Below are 18432 nucleotides of genomic sequence, written 5' to 3' on the forward strand. Positions count from 1 at the left end.
CTATGGCCTGCTCAGCAGTTCTTTATAGAGCGCCAGTAGAGTATCCATATGTTTACTCAGCGCATATTTTTCACTCAATCGCGCACGACCCTGTAAGCCCATGACCTGCGCCTTCTCTGGCGAGTCGGCCAGTGCATCCATCGCATTTGCTAACTCCTGCGCATTGCCAGGTTCGAATAAAATCCCTTCGATACCATCACGAATTTGTTCCGGGATGCCGCCGATGCGCGATCCGATCACCGGCTTGCCTAAGGACATCGCCTCTAATATCGCCATAGAACAGTTTTCATAGCATTCTGAAGGAAGGATCACAGCCCGTGCATGCCTAATAAGGTTATCGAGAGCTTCCCCTTGTTGCACATAACCTAAAAACTCAACGTCCGGGTATTGGGCGACTAATTCGTCGTGCAGGGGACCGTGCCCCACAATTTTCAGCGGCGCTTTGTTCTGCATTTTCTCATGCGCCGCCAATAACGTTGCCACGCCCTTTTCACGGCTCAGGCGACCGAAGTACAGCATATAGCCCGCATCGCTTACCTCACCCAGAGGACGGCTGTCATCAACGCCATTGACGATGACATCAATGCGCGAATTCGGCAGCGTACGCAACAATACGCCACGTAAAAAGACGCTCGGCGAAACGATCACATCCAGCGCCTGGTAATTTTGCGCAATATATTGCCAGGTCGCCTCTAAAGAGAGCAGGAGGCTTTTTGAAGCAGAGCCTTCCTGGCAACGATACCTGAAGGCATTGAAAACCGTCCCGGTAATACAGGAATCACACACTTTACCGTCGCGCAGCATGGAATAGGCAGGACAGACGATTTTATAGTCATGCGCGGTCAGCACCGTTTTGCAGCCAAAATTGCGGGCCACTTTAATCAACGCCGGCGTTAACTGATGGTAAATGTTATGGAAGTGGACGATATCCGGACGCTCTTTTTGTAGTAGCGCCAGCATCTTTTTGCAGGCCTGCGAATTATGAATAAAGTTAACCGCCGTTTTGAGCCCGCCCAGCAGATTGCGCTCTTGGTGGTAGTCCACATTGCTGACGAAATAATCCGCATAGTCCGAAGGGAAATTGTTCTCATGCTGCATCGAGAAATCAATAACCTGTACTCCGGCCTGTTTCAGCATCTCGCGCTCTTGAAAATAAACGGTTTCCGCGCCGCCTTTAATGAAAAAAAACTTATTCACTAATAAAACTTTCATTGCGCCAGCCTTAGTTATTCATGAATGATTTTACTGTCAGGCGGAGTCAACGGATCGCGTACTGGTTTAGTCAACCCTTTAACAAGTCCCGCAGAAAGCACGGCCAGGTTCATTACGCTCTGCAATCCGTTCAATAATGATCGATTCTGCACGGTTTTCAAGATAATAAAGGCAAGCAAGGGTAGAAATGCAATATCGAAAAGTTCGAGATTGAAGGTCACCGCCGCAATAAACAAGGCAATCAGATACACAGAAAAAATCGCCTCGTTCTTAACCATTTTTAACGCTTTGCCGAAATAAGGTTTTCCCCACGCACAACGTAAAAGCTCGCCCGGTGCCTGATAGTATCCACTTTTCCAGCGGTGCTTCAGCATCTGAAAGGTCGGCATGGTATGCGAAGTATGGATAAAATACGGAATATTCAGACGGCGTAGTTTATAACCCGCATCGAGCAAACGCAGGCCAAGTTCAGCTTCTTCATAAGCGTGCAAATTACGGTTGGTGAGATAACCAATTTTCTCAATCGCAGAGCGGCGATATAACCCACCACCGCCTAAATGGTCGCTATCTCCAAGCGGATAGATTTTACTAATACGCTGCTTACGCGATTTAAATTCATAGTTAACGGCATCGTCCATTTCAACGGTTCCCGCGACACCTGCATATTCCGGCTCAGCCTGCAAAAAAGCGACAGCCTGATCCACAAAGCCCTCTTCCAGCTCCATGTCGCCGTCCATCAGCAACAGATATTCCCCTTCACTATACAGATAACCTAACTGATGCCCGACGCCGCAGCAGCGATCGCCTGGGTCAGTTAAAGAGACCACGGTCACCCCTTTATCGATCGCAAGCTGTTGGGTGTTATCCGTTGACAGGCTATCTGCCACTATAATTTTATGTGGATAATCAATAAGCTGTCTGCGGATACTGTCTATCGTTTTCTCAATACATTCAGATTCATTGAGTGTTTTAATACTCACTGAAATAAACGGTTTTTGGTCCATACAATTACCCTACACAGCGAAGGACGGTTCGACGAATCACTAAACTTGATCCTAGTGATAAATAGAACAGGAATTGTAACATCGGTGTAATCATCAGTATCTGGCTGTAAGGTAAGCTAATTAAGCAACTGATAGCAAAAGCGTTAAACGCCGGTGCAAAGCTCAGCAACTGAAGATCCTGCTGGTCCAGTTGTTCAAGCGTCAGTAATGGCTTTGGCTGACAAACTTTCAGGATATAAATGAATAAGCTAATAAAAAGTAACGTGCCGATCACCCCGACTTCCCACAGCAGCATACTCAGGGAAGTCGAGTCGAGAATTAAGTTATAAATGATATTCAAAAAGCCCGGCGACACCGTACTCCCGCTGTTAGTGGCGTTGAGCCCATAACCAAATAACGTTCCTGAAAGCCCCCACAGATCGTTATTTTTCAACCAGAACAGGAACGTCGTAAAACGCCCTAACTCCCCGGTAGACATGATGTAGTTCGGGTCAAAAATATAGCTTAAGGAGTCGATGAAAATGCTTAACGAGCTTTTCGACGGATCGCCGCCAAACGCGGAAGAATAATAGTACGCGAGGATCACTATCGACAGGCTAATAAGCAGCAGCATGCCCACAACAATAACCAACAGCGTTTTCAGATTAACCTTACTGACGTCTTTGACATAGCTCGGTGAGATCCACACCCACGCGAGGAACAGAGGTGACAGCAGAATGACGAACTTCACTTCACCAATAATACATAGCCCGATCCCAAGAACAATGTGCAACGCCATGGACTTGAACGTGGTCAACCCGTGCTTATACTCAGAGACTTTTAACAACATAATCAACAGGCAAAACAGGCCCATCGCAGCAGTGTTACCGCCCCCCATGGGGTCACCGCCAAACGTACCAACCACGGAGTCCCATTTCTCATCTTCGCCACGCACCGCAACGCGCTGGGGTACGACCAGTAAAACCTGATAAATCATTACCGGGATTTGCGCGTAAAACACCCAGTACAGATAGCGCGTTGCACGGTAAACCTGCGACTCCCGGCAAAATCCCAGCAGCAAACAGATCATCACCAGTGACAATGCGATTTCATTTTTAAATGCCACAATCGCGACGGTGATCCCGCCCTGAATCAGCGTCGATGTTCCGGCCAGTATCAGGAACGAAAAATACAACGCCAGGACAATCGTCTCCTGCGCATCCAGCTGCAGCGAGCCATCACGCGTCTGCATCACCAATAATCCCACCATCAACAGGGTCAGGAAAAAGGGGATCCATAGCACCGACTGCATGCCGGTAAAGTATTGCACCAGGCCACACAGGATCAGCGTGACAAAGCTAAAAACCTGTAAATAGTATCCGGTATTCAGCGTCATAGTATCACCGGCTTGTCTTTCAGAAGATTGGCTCGCTTATTCATTTTCAGATAAATGAAGGCGTAGCGAATAAATGTCAGTGAAGAAAACAGGATAACCGACGTGGCATAATCTTTATGAAAATAGGGAATGACGACAAATGCGAATAACACAATCGCCAGCTGTTCCAGTTGGATACGCAGAAAATAGCGGTGGGAACCAAAAATAAGCTCAATCACCGTCAGAGGGCTTATCGCCAGCGCCGGGAATAAATAGGGCAACATGTAGCGCGACGTCTCAATGGAGTTAATCCAGTCTTCACTAAAGCCCAGACGCATCACTATTGGATAGAAAATAAACACCCCGAGAGTACAGATACCCCCCAGAACCAACAGTAGCATCCGCACCCTGGTATATTCATGATAATTAAAGGTATTATTTCTGAAGTCGATAGACCACTTGGAAAAAATAGTATTGCGCACTGCGTTGCCGATGATCACCACCGGCGCCAGGCAAAAGCGGCTAACCACGGAAAAATAACCTGCCGTCAGCGCCGAGAACCAAAAGTTAATCAACATAATCGGCAAATTACTGCTGGCCATCGCCAGCACTTCCGCACTACCGACTTTGGTAATGTGATGGATATTCTGTTTGAAAAAATGCCAGTTACTGGCAGGTCGCAAATGTCTGGCCGCCACGGAACGAATATCAAACGAATGTAAAATACAGCTTATGGTCAGCACCATCGTCGCGCAGGCCCATGACCAATAAAACAGTTGCACCTGATGCGTAACCAGAACCGAAAGTAATACCACCACAGAGACAGAGATGCGCTGGAAAATCAAAAAACGAAAATTGGCCGTGCGCAGCGACAGGTTTTCCGAGATTAAAACCCACGCCGTCGCCAGCGTCAGCAAATAGAGGAACAGGATGTTCTGGTGAAACAGCCACGCTGTCAGTACGGCGTACGGTAAGGCAATGATCGTGCTTTGGATCAGGCAAAATACGACGTTCTGTACCAGTTCGTCGTCGTGCTGTTTTGGAATTAAAAGCTGCGATGCAAAGGTACACACCTGCGCGCCCACCACGGCGATGCTGTAATTGAGCGCATAAAGCCCCACCTCAGCCATATCGTACTTGTGCGAAATCAACCAGATAGACAGCGCACCAATCAACTGCGAGATGACTGATGAACCGGCTATCGTGGAAGCGCTCTTCAGTAGACTCATACCCGGCCTGGCGTCGTCATCAGTTGATCGGTACTGAAGTTAAGTGAACGCAGACCCTCCTGGGTTTCAAGATCTTTTTCTTCAACCGCATTGAGTACCGCGCCAATCACCACGCCGTTATTTTCCTCAATCTTATCCAGCGCGCTGGCGATGTGTCCCGCCGACTCCACCCCGGCTTTCACTATGAAAACAACCCCATCGACGGCACGTTTGATCAGTTGAACATCCTGGCTCTGATTCACAGCAGCAACATCAATAATGATGCGCTGATAATGCGATTTCAGTTCGCGCATTAAGGGTTCAACGTGCTCCGACGACAACATCAGTAAAGAAGAGATGGTGCTCTTGCCGTGCGCAATAAAGTCGAGATTATCACTGAGCGTGATCCGCGCCTGTTCCAGCTGAGTCTCTCCGCGCAGCAGCTCAGCCAGGCCTGCGGATGTAGGTGATGCCAGTTCAGAAGAAAGCCCGCCCGTATTAAAGAAATCCGCATCAATAAGCAGCGTTTTCTGGTCAAAACTAAAGGAGTTCGCTAACAGATTCGCCAACAAAGAACGACCATCACCGTGTTCCGTCGATGCCACGGCGAGCGTCTGTAATGGACGATTATCCAGCATAATCCGGGTACGGATACCGTGCACAATATCGGCATTCAGCGGGTTCTTCAGGATCATGTCCCGCACTTGCGCACGCCCTGAGGTTCCACTAAAACGACGGATTTCGCCCAGCGGGGTAACGTTGAGGCGCTTTTTCATGCGACTCAGGCTGGCGATTGAGTTATCCATCGCCGCTTTGACAATGAAATACATGATGCTGAACACGACCACCAGCATGACCACCATCACCAACAGCAGTGATTTATTCGGCTTCGCCGGTTTTAATGCGGGAACTGCGGGATCGTATAACACCGCATCGGCATTCACGCCGGACAGCGACAGCTCCTGAGTACGCTGATAGAGCGATTTATACAGGTCTTCCATTTTATCTAACGACAGTTTTTGGCCGTTCCAGGCATCCCGTTTTGACGCCATTTTCTGGAAGATCTCTTTCTGCTGTTCCACCTGTTGCTGATAGTTCTTTTCATCCGCCAGCGCCGCCAGATATTGCTGACGTAAGCCGACTTTCAGCTCACCCAACACCCGTCCTGTTTGGCTTTGGATCGACTGAACATCGGCCTCTGCTTTTAAAATGGCGGGGTTTTTTGGCCCATAAACTTTGCGCAGTTCAGACAACGTACGCTGCGCCTGAATCAGCGCAATGCGCAGATCCTGAATCTGAGCGTGGTTAGAGACCGAAGGCAGCGAGATAACGCTCTCGGCGGACTTCCCAGCTCCATTCACTTCGTTATAAACGGATTCAGCGGCAACACGACGTTGGGTGGCGTCGGCCAGACGATTGGTCACGATACTTAACTGCTCGGTTTCAAAACCATCGATACCGCGAAAGGTCAAAAGCCCGGCATTTTTCAGATAGCTTTCCATCTCTTCTTTTTGCTTCGCTATCGACTTCTGAACCTCTTCCATTTTTTCATAATTCAGTTCGCGGGCTTTCTCTACTTTCTGACGCTTTTGCTCCAGCGTATAGTTGATGAAAGCCTGCGCGACGCCGTTGGCGATATCAGCCGCAACCTGGGGCGAAGTCGATTCATAGGTAATAGAGGCGAGGTTCGTTGTCCGAATACCGATGACATTCAGGTTTTTCGACAACGTTTTCAGCGCCAGCTCCATTCTCAGTTGCCGACTTTCACTGCTATCAGCGCCCTGAGCATCGGCTTTCTCCCCGGTAAATGCCGGATTTTCATCCAGCTTCATATCGCGAACGGCTTGCTCGAGCACAATTCGTGAATGCATCAACGCATATTGCGTTTCGTAGTAACCACTGCGCGTTGAATCGAAACCATCAACCTGTGGGAACGGAGAAATGTTATCGGCCTGCGCCTTAATCAGCACCGTCGCCGTTGATACATACTTTGAGGACATCATGCTGATTAACGGATAAGCCACGACCCCGGCAACGATACCGGCCAGCGCGATTTTCCAGGCGTTCTTTTTCAGCGCTTTGGCAAAGCGGGAGAATTCAACAGTGCTTTCTCGTTTTTTGCCGTTTTCCACTATTGATAGTTTCATCGTCAGAAGAACCCCATGCCAATAATCACGACATCCCCAGGATGAACAGAGTGCGTTAAATCAACATTCTCAAGCAGCTGATTGCTACCTGACAGGCGAATGTTGATATCTTGACGGTCAGCACGATCTGTAAACCCCCCCGCCTGCGCAATAGATTTCTCGACGGTAAGTCCTGGCTCATAAGCGAATCCATTCGGACTTTTCACCTCGCCAGAAACATAGTATTTACGGAACTCGGCAATACTCACCGTCACCATCGGAGTAGTAAAATAATCTCCGGTCAGGCGTTGAGTTAATTCGTTAGTCACCTGTTCAACAGTTTTATCTTTTAATATAAGAGCACCAACAAACGGGAAATTAATCTCCCCACTCTTATCCAAAATAAACCGCATCGTCATATCGGGTTGACCATGAACAGCGATATTGACAGTATCCCCAGCCCCAAGTCGGTAATCCTGCTGAACAGTAGCAGGATCGTCCATTAATCTCGGGCTGGACGTTGTGCATCCGACCATCAGGATACTGAATAGCAAAACCGCGCACAGTTCTATTATTTTCATTTTAGATCTGAACCTTAGCTTTAAGCATAATCATAGAATTATCATAACCCAACGTTCTGATGACTTCCTGATTGTCGTTGGGACCGATATAAAACGAATCAGTATCCTTATTCGAATTCAACGTATCTATTTGATATTTAATCTCAAAATTGACCGACGGCGTGTAGTCATAGCTCATGGTTACGCTAAATACCCCATCTTTATCATGCCGATCTTTATTCTGTTTTTTATAGTCTTCTGAAGTGTATGAGTAATCCAGCAAGGTAGAAAAACGGTTGCCTAACCAGAAGTGCTGGTAAGAAAGACCATACTGGGTGACTAAAATATATCCCCCAACTTCCGATGGGTCTTTAATGCTTTGCGCTGAGTGCACCGTGAAAACAGACTGCTGTAACGGCTTCCACTCCCCTTTTATATCCCAGTTTAGACCATTAAAATCATGCGAGTTTGCGTTGTTTTCAAATGTCTTGTACAACCATGAAATATTCATGTCGACATTGGTTTTTCCCGTCAACTGCGACTTCAGGCCATACAGCAAATAATACTCATTAGTGTCTTTTTCTGAGTTGTTATCATAGTGACGCTGGTTAGTAATAAAGCTATAGCGAAAACGCGTTCTGGATGTGTATTGGTCAAAAATTTCTGCCACCAGGCTATTTTCGTGCCATTCCTGTTCCTGAATGTAATTGTAGAAATCTTCACTACTCTCCTGGGCGTCAGACGTATTGCCGAATGTCAGTTTTTTGTATAACAACGCCAGTTCCGCTTTCCCGCGCCCATCCGGCGCGCCATAGCTGTAGCGCAATTCACTGTTAATAAAATTCGTCGTCAGCGGAGATTTAATCCCATACTGCTCGAATTGACCCGGTAGAAACCCCTCAGTGATCCCTCGACCGCGGGATTCGTGCCCAAGCGTATCCTCCAGATTGAGTGTTAAGCCGTGCTTGAGCCCATAGCGCCAGGCACCGTTAAAACGGAAAAAATGATCGTTATAGTTATCAGCGGAATCGCTTGAGTAGTTACGATAATCACCGGAGTACATCAGTAAATACTTATCCTGACCGCGCTCTCCGATCATACTCAAAACGGGCGCTGCGCTCTGAAACGAGGAACCGATAGCATCTCTGCTATGTGGCTGATAAGACACGTTATCATTATAACCATAGTCCACAGCGACCTTGCCCTGGAAGTCGATCCCCGCAAAGCCAATGTGTGATTTCGGTGTTAAATCAGCCCATACGGGCTGCGATATCACGATTCCGGTAATCACGAGTAATTTAGTATGCATTCTTACCGATAAATCCTTTGAAAATAGTTTTAATAATAATTTTTATATCCAACCATAAAGACCAGTTTTGAATGTACTCAATATCGTACTGAACCCTTTTTTCCATCTTATAAAGCGCATCGATTTCCCCGCGGAAACCGTTGATCTGCGCAAGCCCGGTGATCCCAGGCTTAACTTTATGGCGGATCATGTAATTTTCGACCTGTTTACGGTACTGCTCATTATGCGTAACCGCATGAGGTCTGGGACCGACAATCGACATACTTCCCTGCAATACATTGATAAATTGCGGCAGTTCATCCAGTGAGGTGCGGCGTAAGAAACTACCAAACTTGGTTACCCGCGGATCGTTTTTAGTGGCCTGAATAACCGTATCGGCGTTCTCCATAACGCGCATCGAGCGAAACTTCCAGACCTTAATTTTTTGCCCGCTAAGACCATACCGATCTTGTTTGAAAAAGACTGGCCCGCGGGAAGTGAGTTTGATTCCAATGGCAATGGCCAACATCAGCGAAGAAATCATCACCATAATGATGCTACCAAGTACCAAATCTTCCGCCCGCTTGATAAACGACCCCGCCCCTTCAAACGGCGAACTAAAAATGCCAATAGTTTGCAGGTTGTGAATGGAGCGCAGCTTGGACATGTTGTTACTGTAGGTGTAGAAGTCAGGAACAATATACGTATCTACGGTGGTGTCTGACATCATCGCCAAAAAATGACGAATGCGTTGTAAAGCTACCATCGGTAAAGCGATGTAGATTTCGTCTATATTTCCCTGCCGGGCTTCCTCAACCAGATTGATCACCGGCCCACGAAAGGGGCTTTTAACCTTATCGACGATATCGCCACAGCGGGATAAGGCGCGCTCATCATAAAAAGCCAGATCTAATGTGATATTAGCGTATTCATCCATTAACGCGTTTTCTGCCGCCAGACCATTGTCAGTCAGACCAATAATCGCCACGCGCATACTCTTTTTCGTTGAATATTTAAAAATGAAAAAGCGAATGTAATAAAGAAAAGGTAATGGGATGAAGTACCAGTAAATAATCGCTGAATAAAAGGGGGAAGGCAGTTTGTCTAAGTAGCCGAGAGACTCGGGTTCAGCCACCGTCATGCTGACCAGTTCGTTCAGAAAAATTGCCAGTAGCGTACAAAAAACCAACCGTTTTTGATTACGTAAACCGATCGTCTTAATCTTTTGTTGATACATTTTAATGTATTCAGCAAACAGTAAGAAAAAGACTGAGAAGAGAATACTCAGAATGGCAATGGTGTTAAATGGTGCCAGACCTAACAGATGGGCGCTAAAAATTAACGTCGCATTGATTACAATGAAATCGACCAGTTTTAAAAAGACTGGATATCCCTGGCTGCTAATCTTTAGCGATTTTTTAAGCATATCTCAGCCCATTATTTATTGATCTTTAATTGTTTTTTTCTCATTTATGTTGCTAATTATATCACAAGTCTTAAAAACGCAATGGCACACTGTCAGTAAATGTAAAAAACAATGTAATACAATGTGATGGGTTTCGCACCATACAAATGCAACCCAATGATTTAGATGACTATTTATTGGTAATATTTTTTAATTTCATCCTTGAAAAACATGATTAATTGCAACATAAACGTCATTGACAGATCACAATTCATAAGCTACTGGTGGCTAGAATCACATGATGAGCGCCTGACAACGGGTTAACCTTACAAAAAGCAATACTTTGTCCAAACCTCGTTGTGCTACGGTCAGTGATGAGAGTCCTGGAGAGCGACAGAAGAAATCAATAAGTCTATTTATAATTCCCACCATAAAAATAGCTGAGTAACACATTTACAAAGCAATGATTAGCAACCTTATTATAAATAAGGTACTTTACGAGGAGTATGGGATTGTTTTCATTTTTACGCTCAAAATTCAAAAAAAAAACGAATAATAAAAAAAATTTAGTTTAAATAATTGTAGCAAATCCGAGGAGATGAAGCGGCAAGCATGACTTCAATTAAAACGATAGCCAATCATTGAGAAAATGCGTGTTACATATTACTAATGTCAACATTCTGCATGAACACACCTTTAACATCAGAATTTTCAGCGCTTACCAACATATCGATTTAAAATAAAGAGAAGAGAATAAATGACAGCATTAAAATTTTGTTAAAAGCAGCGTAAATCGCCCCAACGAATTATTGATAACAATGTATACACTTTTGTTAAGATATATATAAAAACACCTTCCAAAGCCATTCAATGATGCCAAAAAATTTTGTTTACTTATTTTTCGCAAATAAATAATATCCGCGCCGGATTACTTGTTGAGCAATTTACGCACGTTAATCATTTCTTTCAAATGAAGTCCTACATCATTTTTTGACGTTGATGAACTCCAGCTGAATCTGTGCCTCTGACAAGTACTTTTCTGGGTAAATAATAAATTTAACGGAGTTATGATGATGAAAACTGCACTTACCAGCAGTGTACTGGTCGCTTTGTTTGCCGCTAATGCTGGCGCAGCAGCGAATTACGTTACCACTGCCGCAACAGGTTCTAAAGCCACCGCGACGGTCCATTTTACCGGTGAAATTGTTGCCAGTACCTGCGTGGTGAGCACAGCAAACCAGCCAGGTAAAACAGTGGCATTGCCACAAGTTACCAACCAGCTATTTAGCGGCGCGGGCTCTAGCACCGGCGATACTCCGTTTACGTTGCAGTTTAGCGGCTGTAGTGGGGTAACTGGAGGAAGCGGCTATGTGGTGGTCTTTACTGGTAAAACCCCTGGCAGTAACACAGCACTTCTGGAAGCGAAACGTGGCTCGGCTTCTGCCACCGATGTTGGCATCGAAGTGGATCAAGCGGGTCATGCCCTCGATTTCGCTTCCGGTAGTAATGAGGTGAGCTTAAAAGCAGATCAAAATGGCGATGCACAAATCGATCTGGTCGCCAAATATCAGCAAATTGGCGCAACGCTGCCTGCGGCTGGCACGATCACTGCGGATATGAATTACACCGTCATTTATAAATAACGGACGTTGATTGCTATGGATGGCACTCTTCCCTGAACCTGGAAAGTGCACCTGATGAATAAAATATTCTTTTACCTGTTGCTGTGTGTGGTTAGCACCGCTCACAGCGCAATTAATTTGGGTCAAACACGCGTTATTTATAATGAGAACGATAAAGCGGCGATGTTTGACGTCAACAATAATACAGACAAGCCATATATGGTACAGACGTGGCTGGATAATGGTAATCCGGATGAGACACCTGCCAATCTGCCAATGTTAATTACGCCTCCGATCCTGAAACTTGACGGCCATAAATCAGCCGTGTTGCGAGCTATTTATCAGGGCAACGGCTTTCCTGAGGATGTTGAATCTGTAGTGTGGATTAATGTGCAGGAAATCCCCACCATCGAGAATGAAGAAAATACCTTACAGCTGGCGCAGCGTATTCGCATCAAACTATTTTATCGCCCTGTTGGGCTGAATATGACGCTACCTGAAGCCGTTGAGAAATTACAGTGGCAGTGCCACGGTCATACTCTGCGGGCGGTCAATGCGACGCCGTTACATATCTCCCTGACGCAATTACATATTAACGGCGAAAACATTGATGCCGACATGATTAATCCGCATGGCGAACGCACGTTTGCGTTGTCACAGCAAAAAGTCAGCCATATCGGTTTTAGCTGGGTAGATGATTACGGCGGCACTAACGCGGTTAATAACGTCCCGGTATCTTGCAATTGAGTTGGGGTTGCACATGATGAAAAAAAATAAGCACCCGCAACGGTACACCCTCTTTACGCTGTCAACGCTGGCCGTGTGCATACCTGCATACGCCAGCAGCACGCCGCAGTTTAATACCCGTTTTGTACATGGTACGCAAAATATTACCTCCGTAGTGCAAATAGCCCGTAATGACGGACTTAGCGAAGGCACGTTTGAATACGATATATATCTTGACCATAGCTTCGTCGAAACGCGCAATGTTGACTTTAAAAGACGTAAACCACAAGGCAAGCCGCAACCTTGCCTGAGCGCGGACGATCTGCGCAAATACGGGATTAAAATCCCCGAAGGTAACGCCGATACCTGCGTGGAGCTCACGGCGCTGATCGCAAACAGCCGCCTGACGGCAGATGCAAACTACCAGCGCATTGATATTTCAGTGCCAGAAGCTTTTCTGCTTTCGACTGCGCATGACGCCGTGCCTGAATCGGCCTATGACGATGGGATTAATGCCGCTTTTGTCGGCTACAACGCCAATACGACGCACCTGATTGAACAGGGCCAGGATCATGACTCTGTTTTTGCCAGTTTTGCCAACGGTATAAACCTGGCGGGATGGCATTTTCGTAACCAGTCTACTTTCAGCTATGCCAGCGGTTCAGGCCGTCAATGGCAGGCGGTTTCCACGTGGGTGGAACGTAATATTATTGCGCTGCGTAGCCGCTTGCGCTTCGGGCAAACCTATACGGACGACGATGTATTTGACAGCATCCAGTTTACCGGGGCACAACTCACCAGCGATGAAAACATGTTGCCTGATAGCCAACGCGATTTTGCGCCAGTCGTTCGCGGCGTCGCCAATAGCAATGCCACAATCGAAATCCGTCAAAATGGCTATCTGATTTACAGTAAAAACGTCGCGCCAGGCGCGTTTGACATTGACGATATCAACCCCAGCAACCAAAGCGGCGACCTGAACGTCAGCGTTATTGAAGCCGATGGCAGTCGGCGTAATTTCAGTGTGCCTTATTCGGCGGTCCCGAACATGCTGCGTGCAGGTAACAACCGCTTTCAGTTTACGGCAGGGGAATACCGCGACGGTTACAGCGGCGGCTGGCGGCCCCGCTTTGTTCAAGGCACATTGAGTTATGGTCTCAGCTTTGGCTCCACGTTGTACGGTGGTTTCCTGACCGCAGAAAGCTATAATGCGATTGCCACCGGGATCGCTCAGGATCTGCACCAGTTCGGCGCGATCTCTTTCGATATCACTACCGCCAGAGCGCAGCTTGCCAGTGGAGATGCGTCCACAGGACAAAGTTACCGTTTCTTATACTCCAAATCGCTGAACCAGTACGGTACGGATTTCCGTCTGGTAGGCTACCGCTACAATACCTCCGGTTATTACAGCTTTAGCGACACCATTAACGAGCATAACAGTTGGTCCTCGGGCTATTACGACATCGCCTATGACGACCCGAATCAACAGCTGCGTTTTCCTGGCGAAGAGCACAACAAAAAGCATTACTACACCACTAACTACAATAATCGCCGCCAACGTTTTGAGGTCTCTGTTAACCAGCGTTTGTGGGATAACGCCTCTCTTTACGTCAGCGCCAGCCAGCAAAACTACTGGCACAACGGGAGTCACGACCGCACGATACAGCTGGGTTACAACGATACACTGGGGAAAATCAACTGGAGCGTTTATGTACAGGATACCCGTAACCAGTACGACTACCAGGACCGCAGTATCAACCTGACGCTTTCCATTCCATTCGATTTCATGGATAGCCGCGGCTTTGTCTCCACCAACATCATGCATAGCCAGCAGAATGGCGACAGCTACTCCACCAGCTACAGCAATACAGCATTTGACGATCGTCTGAGCTGGGGCGTTCAGGGCAGTACCACCGATCGACAGGATTCCTCTGCCGGGGTTAACGCCGCCTGGCAAGGCGATAAGATGAATGTTCAGGGGGGCTACAGCGCAGGACGCAACTACCAGAATATGAATATGGGCATCAGCGGCGGGGCAATGCTGCACGCAGGCGGCGTGACGCTCATGCACTCTCCTGGCGACACCATGGTGTTGGTCGAGGCCAAAAATGCCAACGGTGTCCATATCCAGCAACAAAATGGCGTGGCCATTGACGGTAACGGCTATGCGGTCCTTACCGCCGCAGACGCATGGCATTACAACGTGGTGAGTCTGAATACCGCTGATATTGGTGCCGGGCTGGATATTCCGCAGGCACAGAAAAAAATTGTTCCAACAGAGAAAGCCATCGGCAAAGTGGTGTTTGAAACCTTCAGCGGCCGCAACTATCTGGTAAATGCCGTCATGCCCGGCAACATTGCCCCCCCGGTCGGCGCGAACGTACGAGATACCAAAGGTCGTAGCCACGGTCTGGTCGGTATGCATGGCGCACTGTATGCCAGCGGCGTGGAAGACAATTCTCGCCTGGAAGTGCGCTGGGGCTCCCACGCAAATGAACACTGCTTTATTCAAATGCCGGATAACCATAACCAGCCGGTGAAGAAAATCGGATATACACAAATTACCGCCCAGTGCGTCGGCTCGTAAGGTGCAATCAATGAATCCGTTAAAAATAGTTAAACTCGTGGTGCTGCTTTGTTTGCCGATATTCAGTAGTGCAAGCTATGCGGTTACCTGTACAGCAAACAGCGTCTCCGTACACGTTGATCCCATTAAAATCAGCCACAGTACCACCGCTGGGGACACCGTTTGGGTGTCCAATCCACAAACCGTTAGCGTCACTTGCCGCGACACAGACTATATGCCCCACGGCGAAGCCGCCAGAATCTACATCGACCCTGATCATGAGTTTGCGCATTTTCTGCAGGGAACCAATATGAAACTGGTGGTGAGCATTGATGGTCGCCCCTACGATCAAAGCGCCCAGGCCGTCACCACCCAATATCAGGCAACGTTGCCCCGAACACGTTCAGACAACTACTGCAGCAGTAATAACCACAGCCATTCCAGTGACTGCCAGGCGCGCCCACAAACATTTTCTTTCACCTTTAACCTCAGTCTGGTCGCTACCGGAAAACTTCCGGATCCTTTGCCTGCGCTGGCCGGTCGCACCATCAACAAAGTTTTCGTCGTCGACGGTATTGGCAGCATTAACGCCTGCGGTTCGCATTGCTCCACCAGCAATCCGGCAAAAAACTTTGGCCCCGCGCTTAATGGCCTGAATAACATCAGTTATATCAACTGCGAACCGATCGTCTCTATCAGCTCTGACAAAGGAACGGATACCGTCGAGTTTGGCAGGATCAGCATTACCGAAGCAAAAGTGGGAAAAGATAACAGCCACAGTAAACAGTTTGCCGTTATTGCCGCAGAAGCCGCCGGGAAGCATGAATGTCGCGGCATCAACTACGCGGTAACGTTTACCGGCACCACAAGCAACAGCGGCGCAGTTTTTACCGGTCAGGGGACGCCAGATATCGGCGTTACGCTCCAGGATGCTGCACACCCCGGCTCCGGGGACATTATCAGCGGCAACCGTATCGATTTTGCCAGCAGCGCGTTTACCAACCAGAGCGACAGCCGACGCAAAGAGTTCATGGCAACCCTGTTCTGGCTGAAGAATCCTCCCCAACCCGGCACATTTAGTATCCCTGTCAATGCGACGGTGACCTTTAAATAACAGGCGCAGGACGATGCTGATCGTCCTGCGCGTCTCGCACCAGGCATAAAAACCGCAGTCGTACGCTTAACCCGCCTAATGTTTCACTCCGTGATAGCTGAGGGTGCGTGCGGTGCAGACGAGCAATGTCGTTGACCAGCGCCAGGCCTATCCCGGCGCCAGGGACATTACCGACGTTATCAAGGCGATGAAACGGTAGCAGCGCCTGGTGCACCATCTGCTCATCGATACCCGGCCCGCTATCTTCAACCACCAGCACCACCGCCTCTCCTTTTCGCAGCAGACGGGCGGTTACCACACCATGCGGCGGCGTATATTTCAGTGCGTTATCCAGCAGATTCCCGCACAGTTCGCCAAGCAGGACTTCATCGCCCTCAATCCACACCACATCCTGTTCCCCTTCATAGCCCAGATCGATCCCTTTACTGCGCGCCTGCGCCAGTCGCGTGAAACAACTGCTTTGCACCACCTCATACAAATTAACCGGCGAGAAGTGCCTTTCTCCTTGCTCTTTGCGCTTCACAGCCGACAGCTGTAACAGCCTTTCCGTCAGTTGAATGGTGTTGTCCAGCGTGGAGCTCATGGCTTGCAGACTCTCATACCATTGCTGCGGCTGCTGGCTGGCGAGGGCCACCGACGCCTGAGTTTTTAGCACCGCCAGCGGCGTTTTAAGCTGATGGGAAGCATCCGCGCTGAAGCGCTCCTGGCGAGAGATCAGGCCGCGAAGTCGTTCCAGATAACGGTTGAATGCCACAATCAACAGACGGGTTTCCGACCACGGCAGCAGCTCCGGCAGCGGCGTCAACAGCCCAGGCTCGCGACGCACCATCAGCGATGACAGCTGGCGCATCGGGCGTAACACCCGACGCAGCAGCCAGCCGACCAGCACCAGCGTGAGCAGCACCAGCAGCCCTTGCGAAACCCACGAGGAAAACAGCAGCTGTCGCGCCAGGTAACGTCGCGATTGCAGCGTTTCGGCGACATAAATCTCCGCCATGCCGATAATGCCGCCCTCGTTGACGGGCTGCAGCAGACGCGCCACGCGAATTGCCTCCCCGCGATATTCAGTGTGATAAAACCACGCCAGCGCCGGATAAAGCCGCGTACGCGATGTCGCAGGCGGCATCGCAGGTAAATCGTCATAACCTGAGATAACCTTCCCCGCCGGATCGACCACCTTGTAATACAACCTGTCGTTCATATTCAGCTCAAAGCTGTCCAGCACCACCCACGGCACATTCACTTCCAGCTGTTTGTTGTGCACCACCAGTCGCTCGGAGACGGTTCTGGCAGACGAGAGCAGCGTCCGGTCATACGCCTGCGTCGCCGCCTGTAGCGCGCTGACATAGCTGTTAAATGCCGACAACCCCCACAACAACATGAGCGGCAAACCCAGAAACATCAGCAGTTGCAGGTACAACGATTGGGGTTTAACCCACTTCATCGCTACGCTCCAGCACATAGCCCAGCCCGCGCAGCGTGGCGATGCGCACATCGCTTCCCTGTAGCTTTTTACGCAGACGATGGATGTACAATTCAATGCTTTCGGGGCTGACCTCATCGTTTAGACTGAAGACCTGTTCAAACAACTGCTGACGCGAAACCGGTCGCAATCGACGGTACATCAGCACCGTCAGCAATGCCTGTTCGCGCGGCGTGAGCGCCAGCGGCTGCCCCTGCAACAGAAAATAACCCTCATCGTGAAACGCCAGTTCGCCCAGTTGCTGTATGCCCTGCACCTGCCCCGCGCTGCGGCGTAGCAAAGCCCTCAGCCGCGCATCCAGCTCCTCGATTTCAAACGGTTTTGCCAGATAATCATCGGCCCCGACGTTCAATCCTTTCACCCGATCGGCCACCGCGCTGCGCGCCGTCAACAGCAGCACAGGAAGCGTCTGCCCGCGTTTGCGCAGGCGCTGAACGACGTCAAGACCATCCAGTCCCGGCATATTGATGTCCAGCACCGCCAGCGCGTACGTTTCGCTATGTAAAAGATGGTCGGCCGCCAGGCCATCAAAAACGCAGTCGACGGCAAAACCGTTTTGCACCAGCGCTTTCTCCAGCCAGTGAGCTAACTCACGGTTATCTTCCGCTAATAAGAGACGCATATCACATCCTGTAAAGTTTCTGCCGCATTGAAAGGGAATTGAAAGGTTAATGTTTTAACAATCACGCAACCGAACTGCTACACATCGGCTCACATAATCACAAAAATCTTCTTCCGTACCCGAAAATCCGGTTTTCCGGCGT

General features: G+C 48.7%; 14 protein-coding genes. 4 read left to right on the forward strand and 10 right to left on the reverse strand.

Annotated features, from left to right (window positions below; translation table 11 throughout):
• The 8 genes from OGV52_RS11215 to OGV52_RS11250 are packed head-to-tail and all read right to left on the reverse strand — an operon-like array spanning nucleotide 1 to nucleotide 10178.
• A complete protein-coding gene (locus OGV52_RS11215; protein ID WP_200047360.1) occupies nucleotides 1-1212 on the reverse strand; it encodes a glycosyltransferase family 4 protein in 1212 nt (403 codons plus the stop codon).
• A gap of 14 nt (nucleotides 1213-1226) precedes the next feature.
• Nucleotides 1227-2216, reverse strand: a complete 990-nt coding sequence (locus tag OGV52_RS11220; protein WP_049282762.1) for a glycosyltransferase family 2 protein — start codon at nucleotides 2214-2216, stop codon at nucleotides 1227-1229.
• A gap of 4 nt (nucleotides 2217-2220) precedes the next feature.
• Nucleotides 2221-3591 (reverse strand): capsular biosynthesis protein, encoded by a 1371-nt coding sequence (locus OGV52_RS11225; RefSeq protein ID WP_287108527.1) that lies wholly within the window; start codon nucleotides 3589-3591, stop codon nucleotides 2221-2223.
• Complete coding sequence (locus OGV52_RS11230; RefSeq protein ID WP_200079748.1) at nucleotides 3588-4799, reverse strand: lipopolysaccharide biosynthesis protein; 1212 nt, start codon at nucleotides 4797-4799, stop codon at nucleotides 3588-3590. Before OGV52_RS11230 ends, OGV52_RS11225 begins: the two co-directional genes overlap by 4 nt.
• On the reverse strand, nucleotides 4796-6925 hold the full coding sequence (locus OGV52_RS11235) for a GumC family protein (protein WP_287108528.1): 2130 nt from the start codon (nucleotides 6923-6925) through the stop codon (nucleotides 4796-4798). Before OGV52_RS11235 ends, OGV52_RS11230 begins: the two co-directional genes overlap by 4 nt.
• A gap of 2 nt (nucleotides 6926-6927) precedes the next feature.
• A complete protein-coding gene (locus OGV52_RS11240) occupies nucleotides 6928-7485 on the reverse strand; it encodes a polysaccharide biosynthesis/export family protein (RefSeq protein ID WP_016154118.1) in 558 nt (185 codons plus the stop codon).
• A 1-nt stretch (nucleotide 7486) separates the two neighbouring features.
• On the reverse strand, nucleotides 7487-8773 hold the full coding sequence (locus tag OGV52_RS11245; RefSeq protein WP_046274862.1) for an outer membrane beta-barrel protein: 1287 nt from the start codon (nucleotides 8771-8773) through the stop codon (nucleotides 7487-7489).
• The gene (locus OGV52_RS11250; protein WP_047499487.1) at nucleotides 8763-10178 is read right to left on the reverse strand and encodes an undecaprenyl-phosphate glucose phosphotransferase; all 1416 of its coding nucleotides are present in this window, start codon (nucleotides 10176-10178) and stop codon (nucleotides 8763-8765) included. Before OGV52_RS11250 ends, OGV52_RS11245 begins: the two co-directional genes overlap by 11 nt.
• A gap of 1049 nt (nucleotides 10179-11227) precedes the next feature.
• Here OGV52_RS11250 and OGV52_RS11255 point away from each other — a divergent pair.
• From OGV52_RS11255 to OGV52_RS11270, 4 genes are read left to right on the forward strand one after another with little or no spacing between them, the layout of a single operon-like run.
• Complete coding sequence (locus tag OGV52_RS11255) at nucleotides 11228-11800, forward strand: fimbrial protein (RefSeq protein WP_047499486.1); 573 nt, start codon at nucleotides 11228-11230, stop codon at nucleotides 11798-11800.
• Nucleotides 11801-11854: 54 nt separating this feature from the next.
• Nucleotides 11855-12526: a fimbrial biogenesis chaperone gene (locus tag OGV52_RS11260; RefSeq protein WP_103766772.1), complete on the forward strand. Its 672-nt coding sequence runs from the start codon at nucleotides 11855-11857 to the stop codon at nucleotides 12524-12526.
• Nucleotides 12527-12539: 13 nt separating this feature from the next.
• Nucleotides 12540-15092 (forward strand): fimbria/pilus outer membrane usher protein, encoded by a 2553-nt coding sequence (locus OGV52_RS11265; protein ID WP_287108529.1) that lies wholly within the window; start codon nucleotides 12540-12542, stop codon nucleotides 15090-15092.
• Nucleotides 15093-15102: 10 nt separating this feature from the next.
• The gene (locus OGV52_RS11270; protein ID WP_046274859.1) at nucleotides 15103-16185 is read left to right on the forward strand and encodes a fimbrial protein; all 1083 of its coding nucleotides are present in this window, start codon (nucleotides 15103-15105) and stop codon (nucleotides 16183-16185) included.
• Here the strand turns inward: OGV52_RS11270 and OGV52_RS11275 are convergent.
• Both OGV52_RS11275 and tctD read right to left on the reverse strand, forming a co-directional pair.
• Nucleotides 16178-17629 carry a sensor histidine kinase gene (locus OGV52_RS11275; protein ID WP_047499479.1) on the reverse strand — a complete coding sequence of 484 codons (1452 nt, stop codon included), beginning with the start codon at nucleotides 17627-17629 and terminating at the stop codon, nucleotides 16178-16180. The two genes, OGV52_RS11270 and OGV52_RS11275, sit on opposite strands and share 8 nt — an antisense overlap.
• A complete protein-coding gene (gene tctD, locus OGV52_RS11280; protein WP_016157281.1) occupies nucleotides 17616-18290 on the reverse strand; it encodes a transcriptional regulator TctD in 675 nt (224 codons plus the stop codon). The genes OGV52_RS11275 and tctD overlap by 14 nt, the downstream gene beginning before the upstream one ends.
• Between the last annotated feature and the right edge of the window lie 142 nt (nucleotides 18291-18432).

The sequence above is a fragment of the Citrobacter sp. Cb041 genome (assembly GCF_030336655.1).
GTDB classification, from domain to species: domain Bacteria; phylum Pseudomonadota; class Gammaproteobacteria; order Enterobacterales; family Enterobacteriaceae; genus Citrobacter; species Citrobacter braakii.

What these genes read in the sequence shown, in the direction of transcription:
- OGV52_RS11215 (WP_200047360.1), bottom strand. Translation starts at nt 1,212, where the DNA reads ATGAAAGTTTTATTAGTGAATAAGTTTTTTTTCATTAAAGGCGGCGCG.
- OGV52_RS11220 (WP_049282762.1), bottom strand. Translation starts at nt 2,216, where the DNA reads ATGGACCAAAAACCGTTTATTTCAGTGAGTATTAAAACACTCAATGAA.
- OGV52_RS11225 (WP_287108527.1), bottom strand. Translation starts at nt 3,591, where the DNA reads ATGACGCTGAATACCGGATACTATTTACAGGTTTTTAGCTTTGTCACG.
- OGV52_RS11230 (WP_200079748.1), bottom strand. Translation starts at nt 4,799, where the DNA reads ATGAGTCTACTGAAGAGCGCTTCCACGATAGCCGGTTCATCAGTCATC.
- OGV52_RS11235 (WP_287108528.1), bottom strand. Translation starts at nt 6,925, where the DNA reads ATGAAACTATCAATAGTGGAAAACGGCAAAAAACGAGAAAGCACTGTT.
- OGV52_RS11240 (WP_016154118.1), bottom strand. Translation starts at nt 7,485, where the DNA reads ATGAAAATAATAGAACTGTGCGCGGTTTTGCTATTCAGTATCCTGATG.
- OGV52_RS11245 (WP_046274862.1), bottom strand. Translation starts at nt 8,773, where the DNA reads ATGCATACTAAATTACTCGTGATTACCGGAATCGTGATATCGCAGCCC.
- OGV52_RS11250 (WP_047499487.1), bottom strand. Translation starts at nt 10,178, where the DNA reads ATGCTTAAAAAATCGCTAAAGATTAGCAGCCAGGGATATCCAGTCTTT.
- OGV52_RS11255 (WP_047499486.1), top strand. Translation starts at nt 11,228, where the DNA reads ATGATGAAAACTGCACTTACCAGCAGTGTACTGGTCGCTTTGTTTGCC.
- OGV52_RS11260 (WP_103766772.1), top strand. Translation starts at nt 11,855, where the DNA reads ATGAATAAAATATTCTTTTACCTGTTGCTGTGTGTGGTTAGCACCGCT.
- OGV52_RS11265 (WP_287108529.1), top strand. Translation starts at nt 12,540, where the DNA reads ATGATGAAAAAAAATAAGCACCCGCAACGGTACACCCTCTTTACGCTG.
- OGV52_RS11270 (WP_046274859.1), top strand. Translation starts at nt 15,103, where the DNA reads ATGAATCCGTTAAAAATAGTTAAACTCGTGGTGCTGCTTTGTTTGCCG.
- OGV52_RS11275 (WP_047499479.1), bottom strand. Translation starts at nt 17,629, where the DNA reads ATGAAGTGGGTTAAACCCCAATCGTTGTACCTGCAACTGCTGATGTTT.
- tctD (WP_016157281.1), bottom strand. Translation starts at nt 18,290, where the DNA reads ATGCGTCTCTTATTAGCGGAAGATAACCGTGAGTTAGCTCACTGGCTG.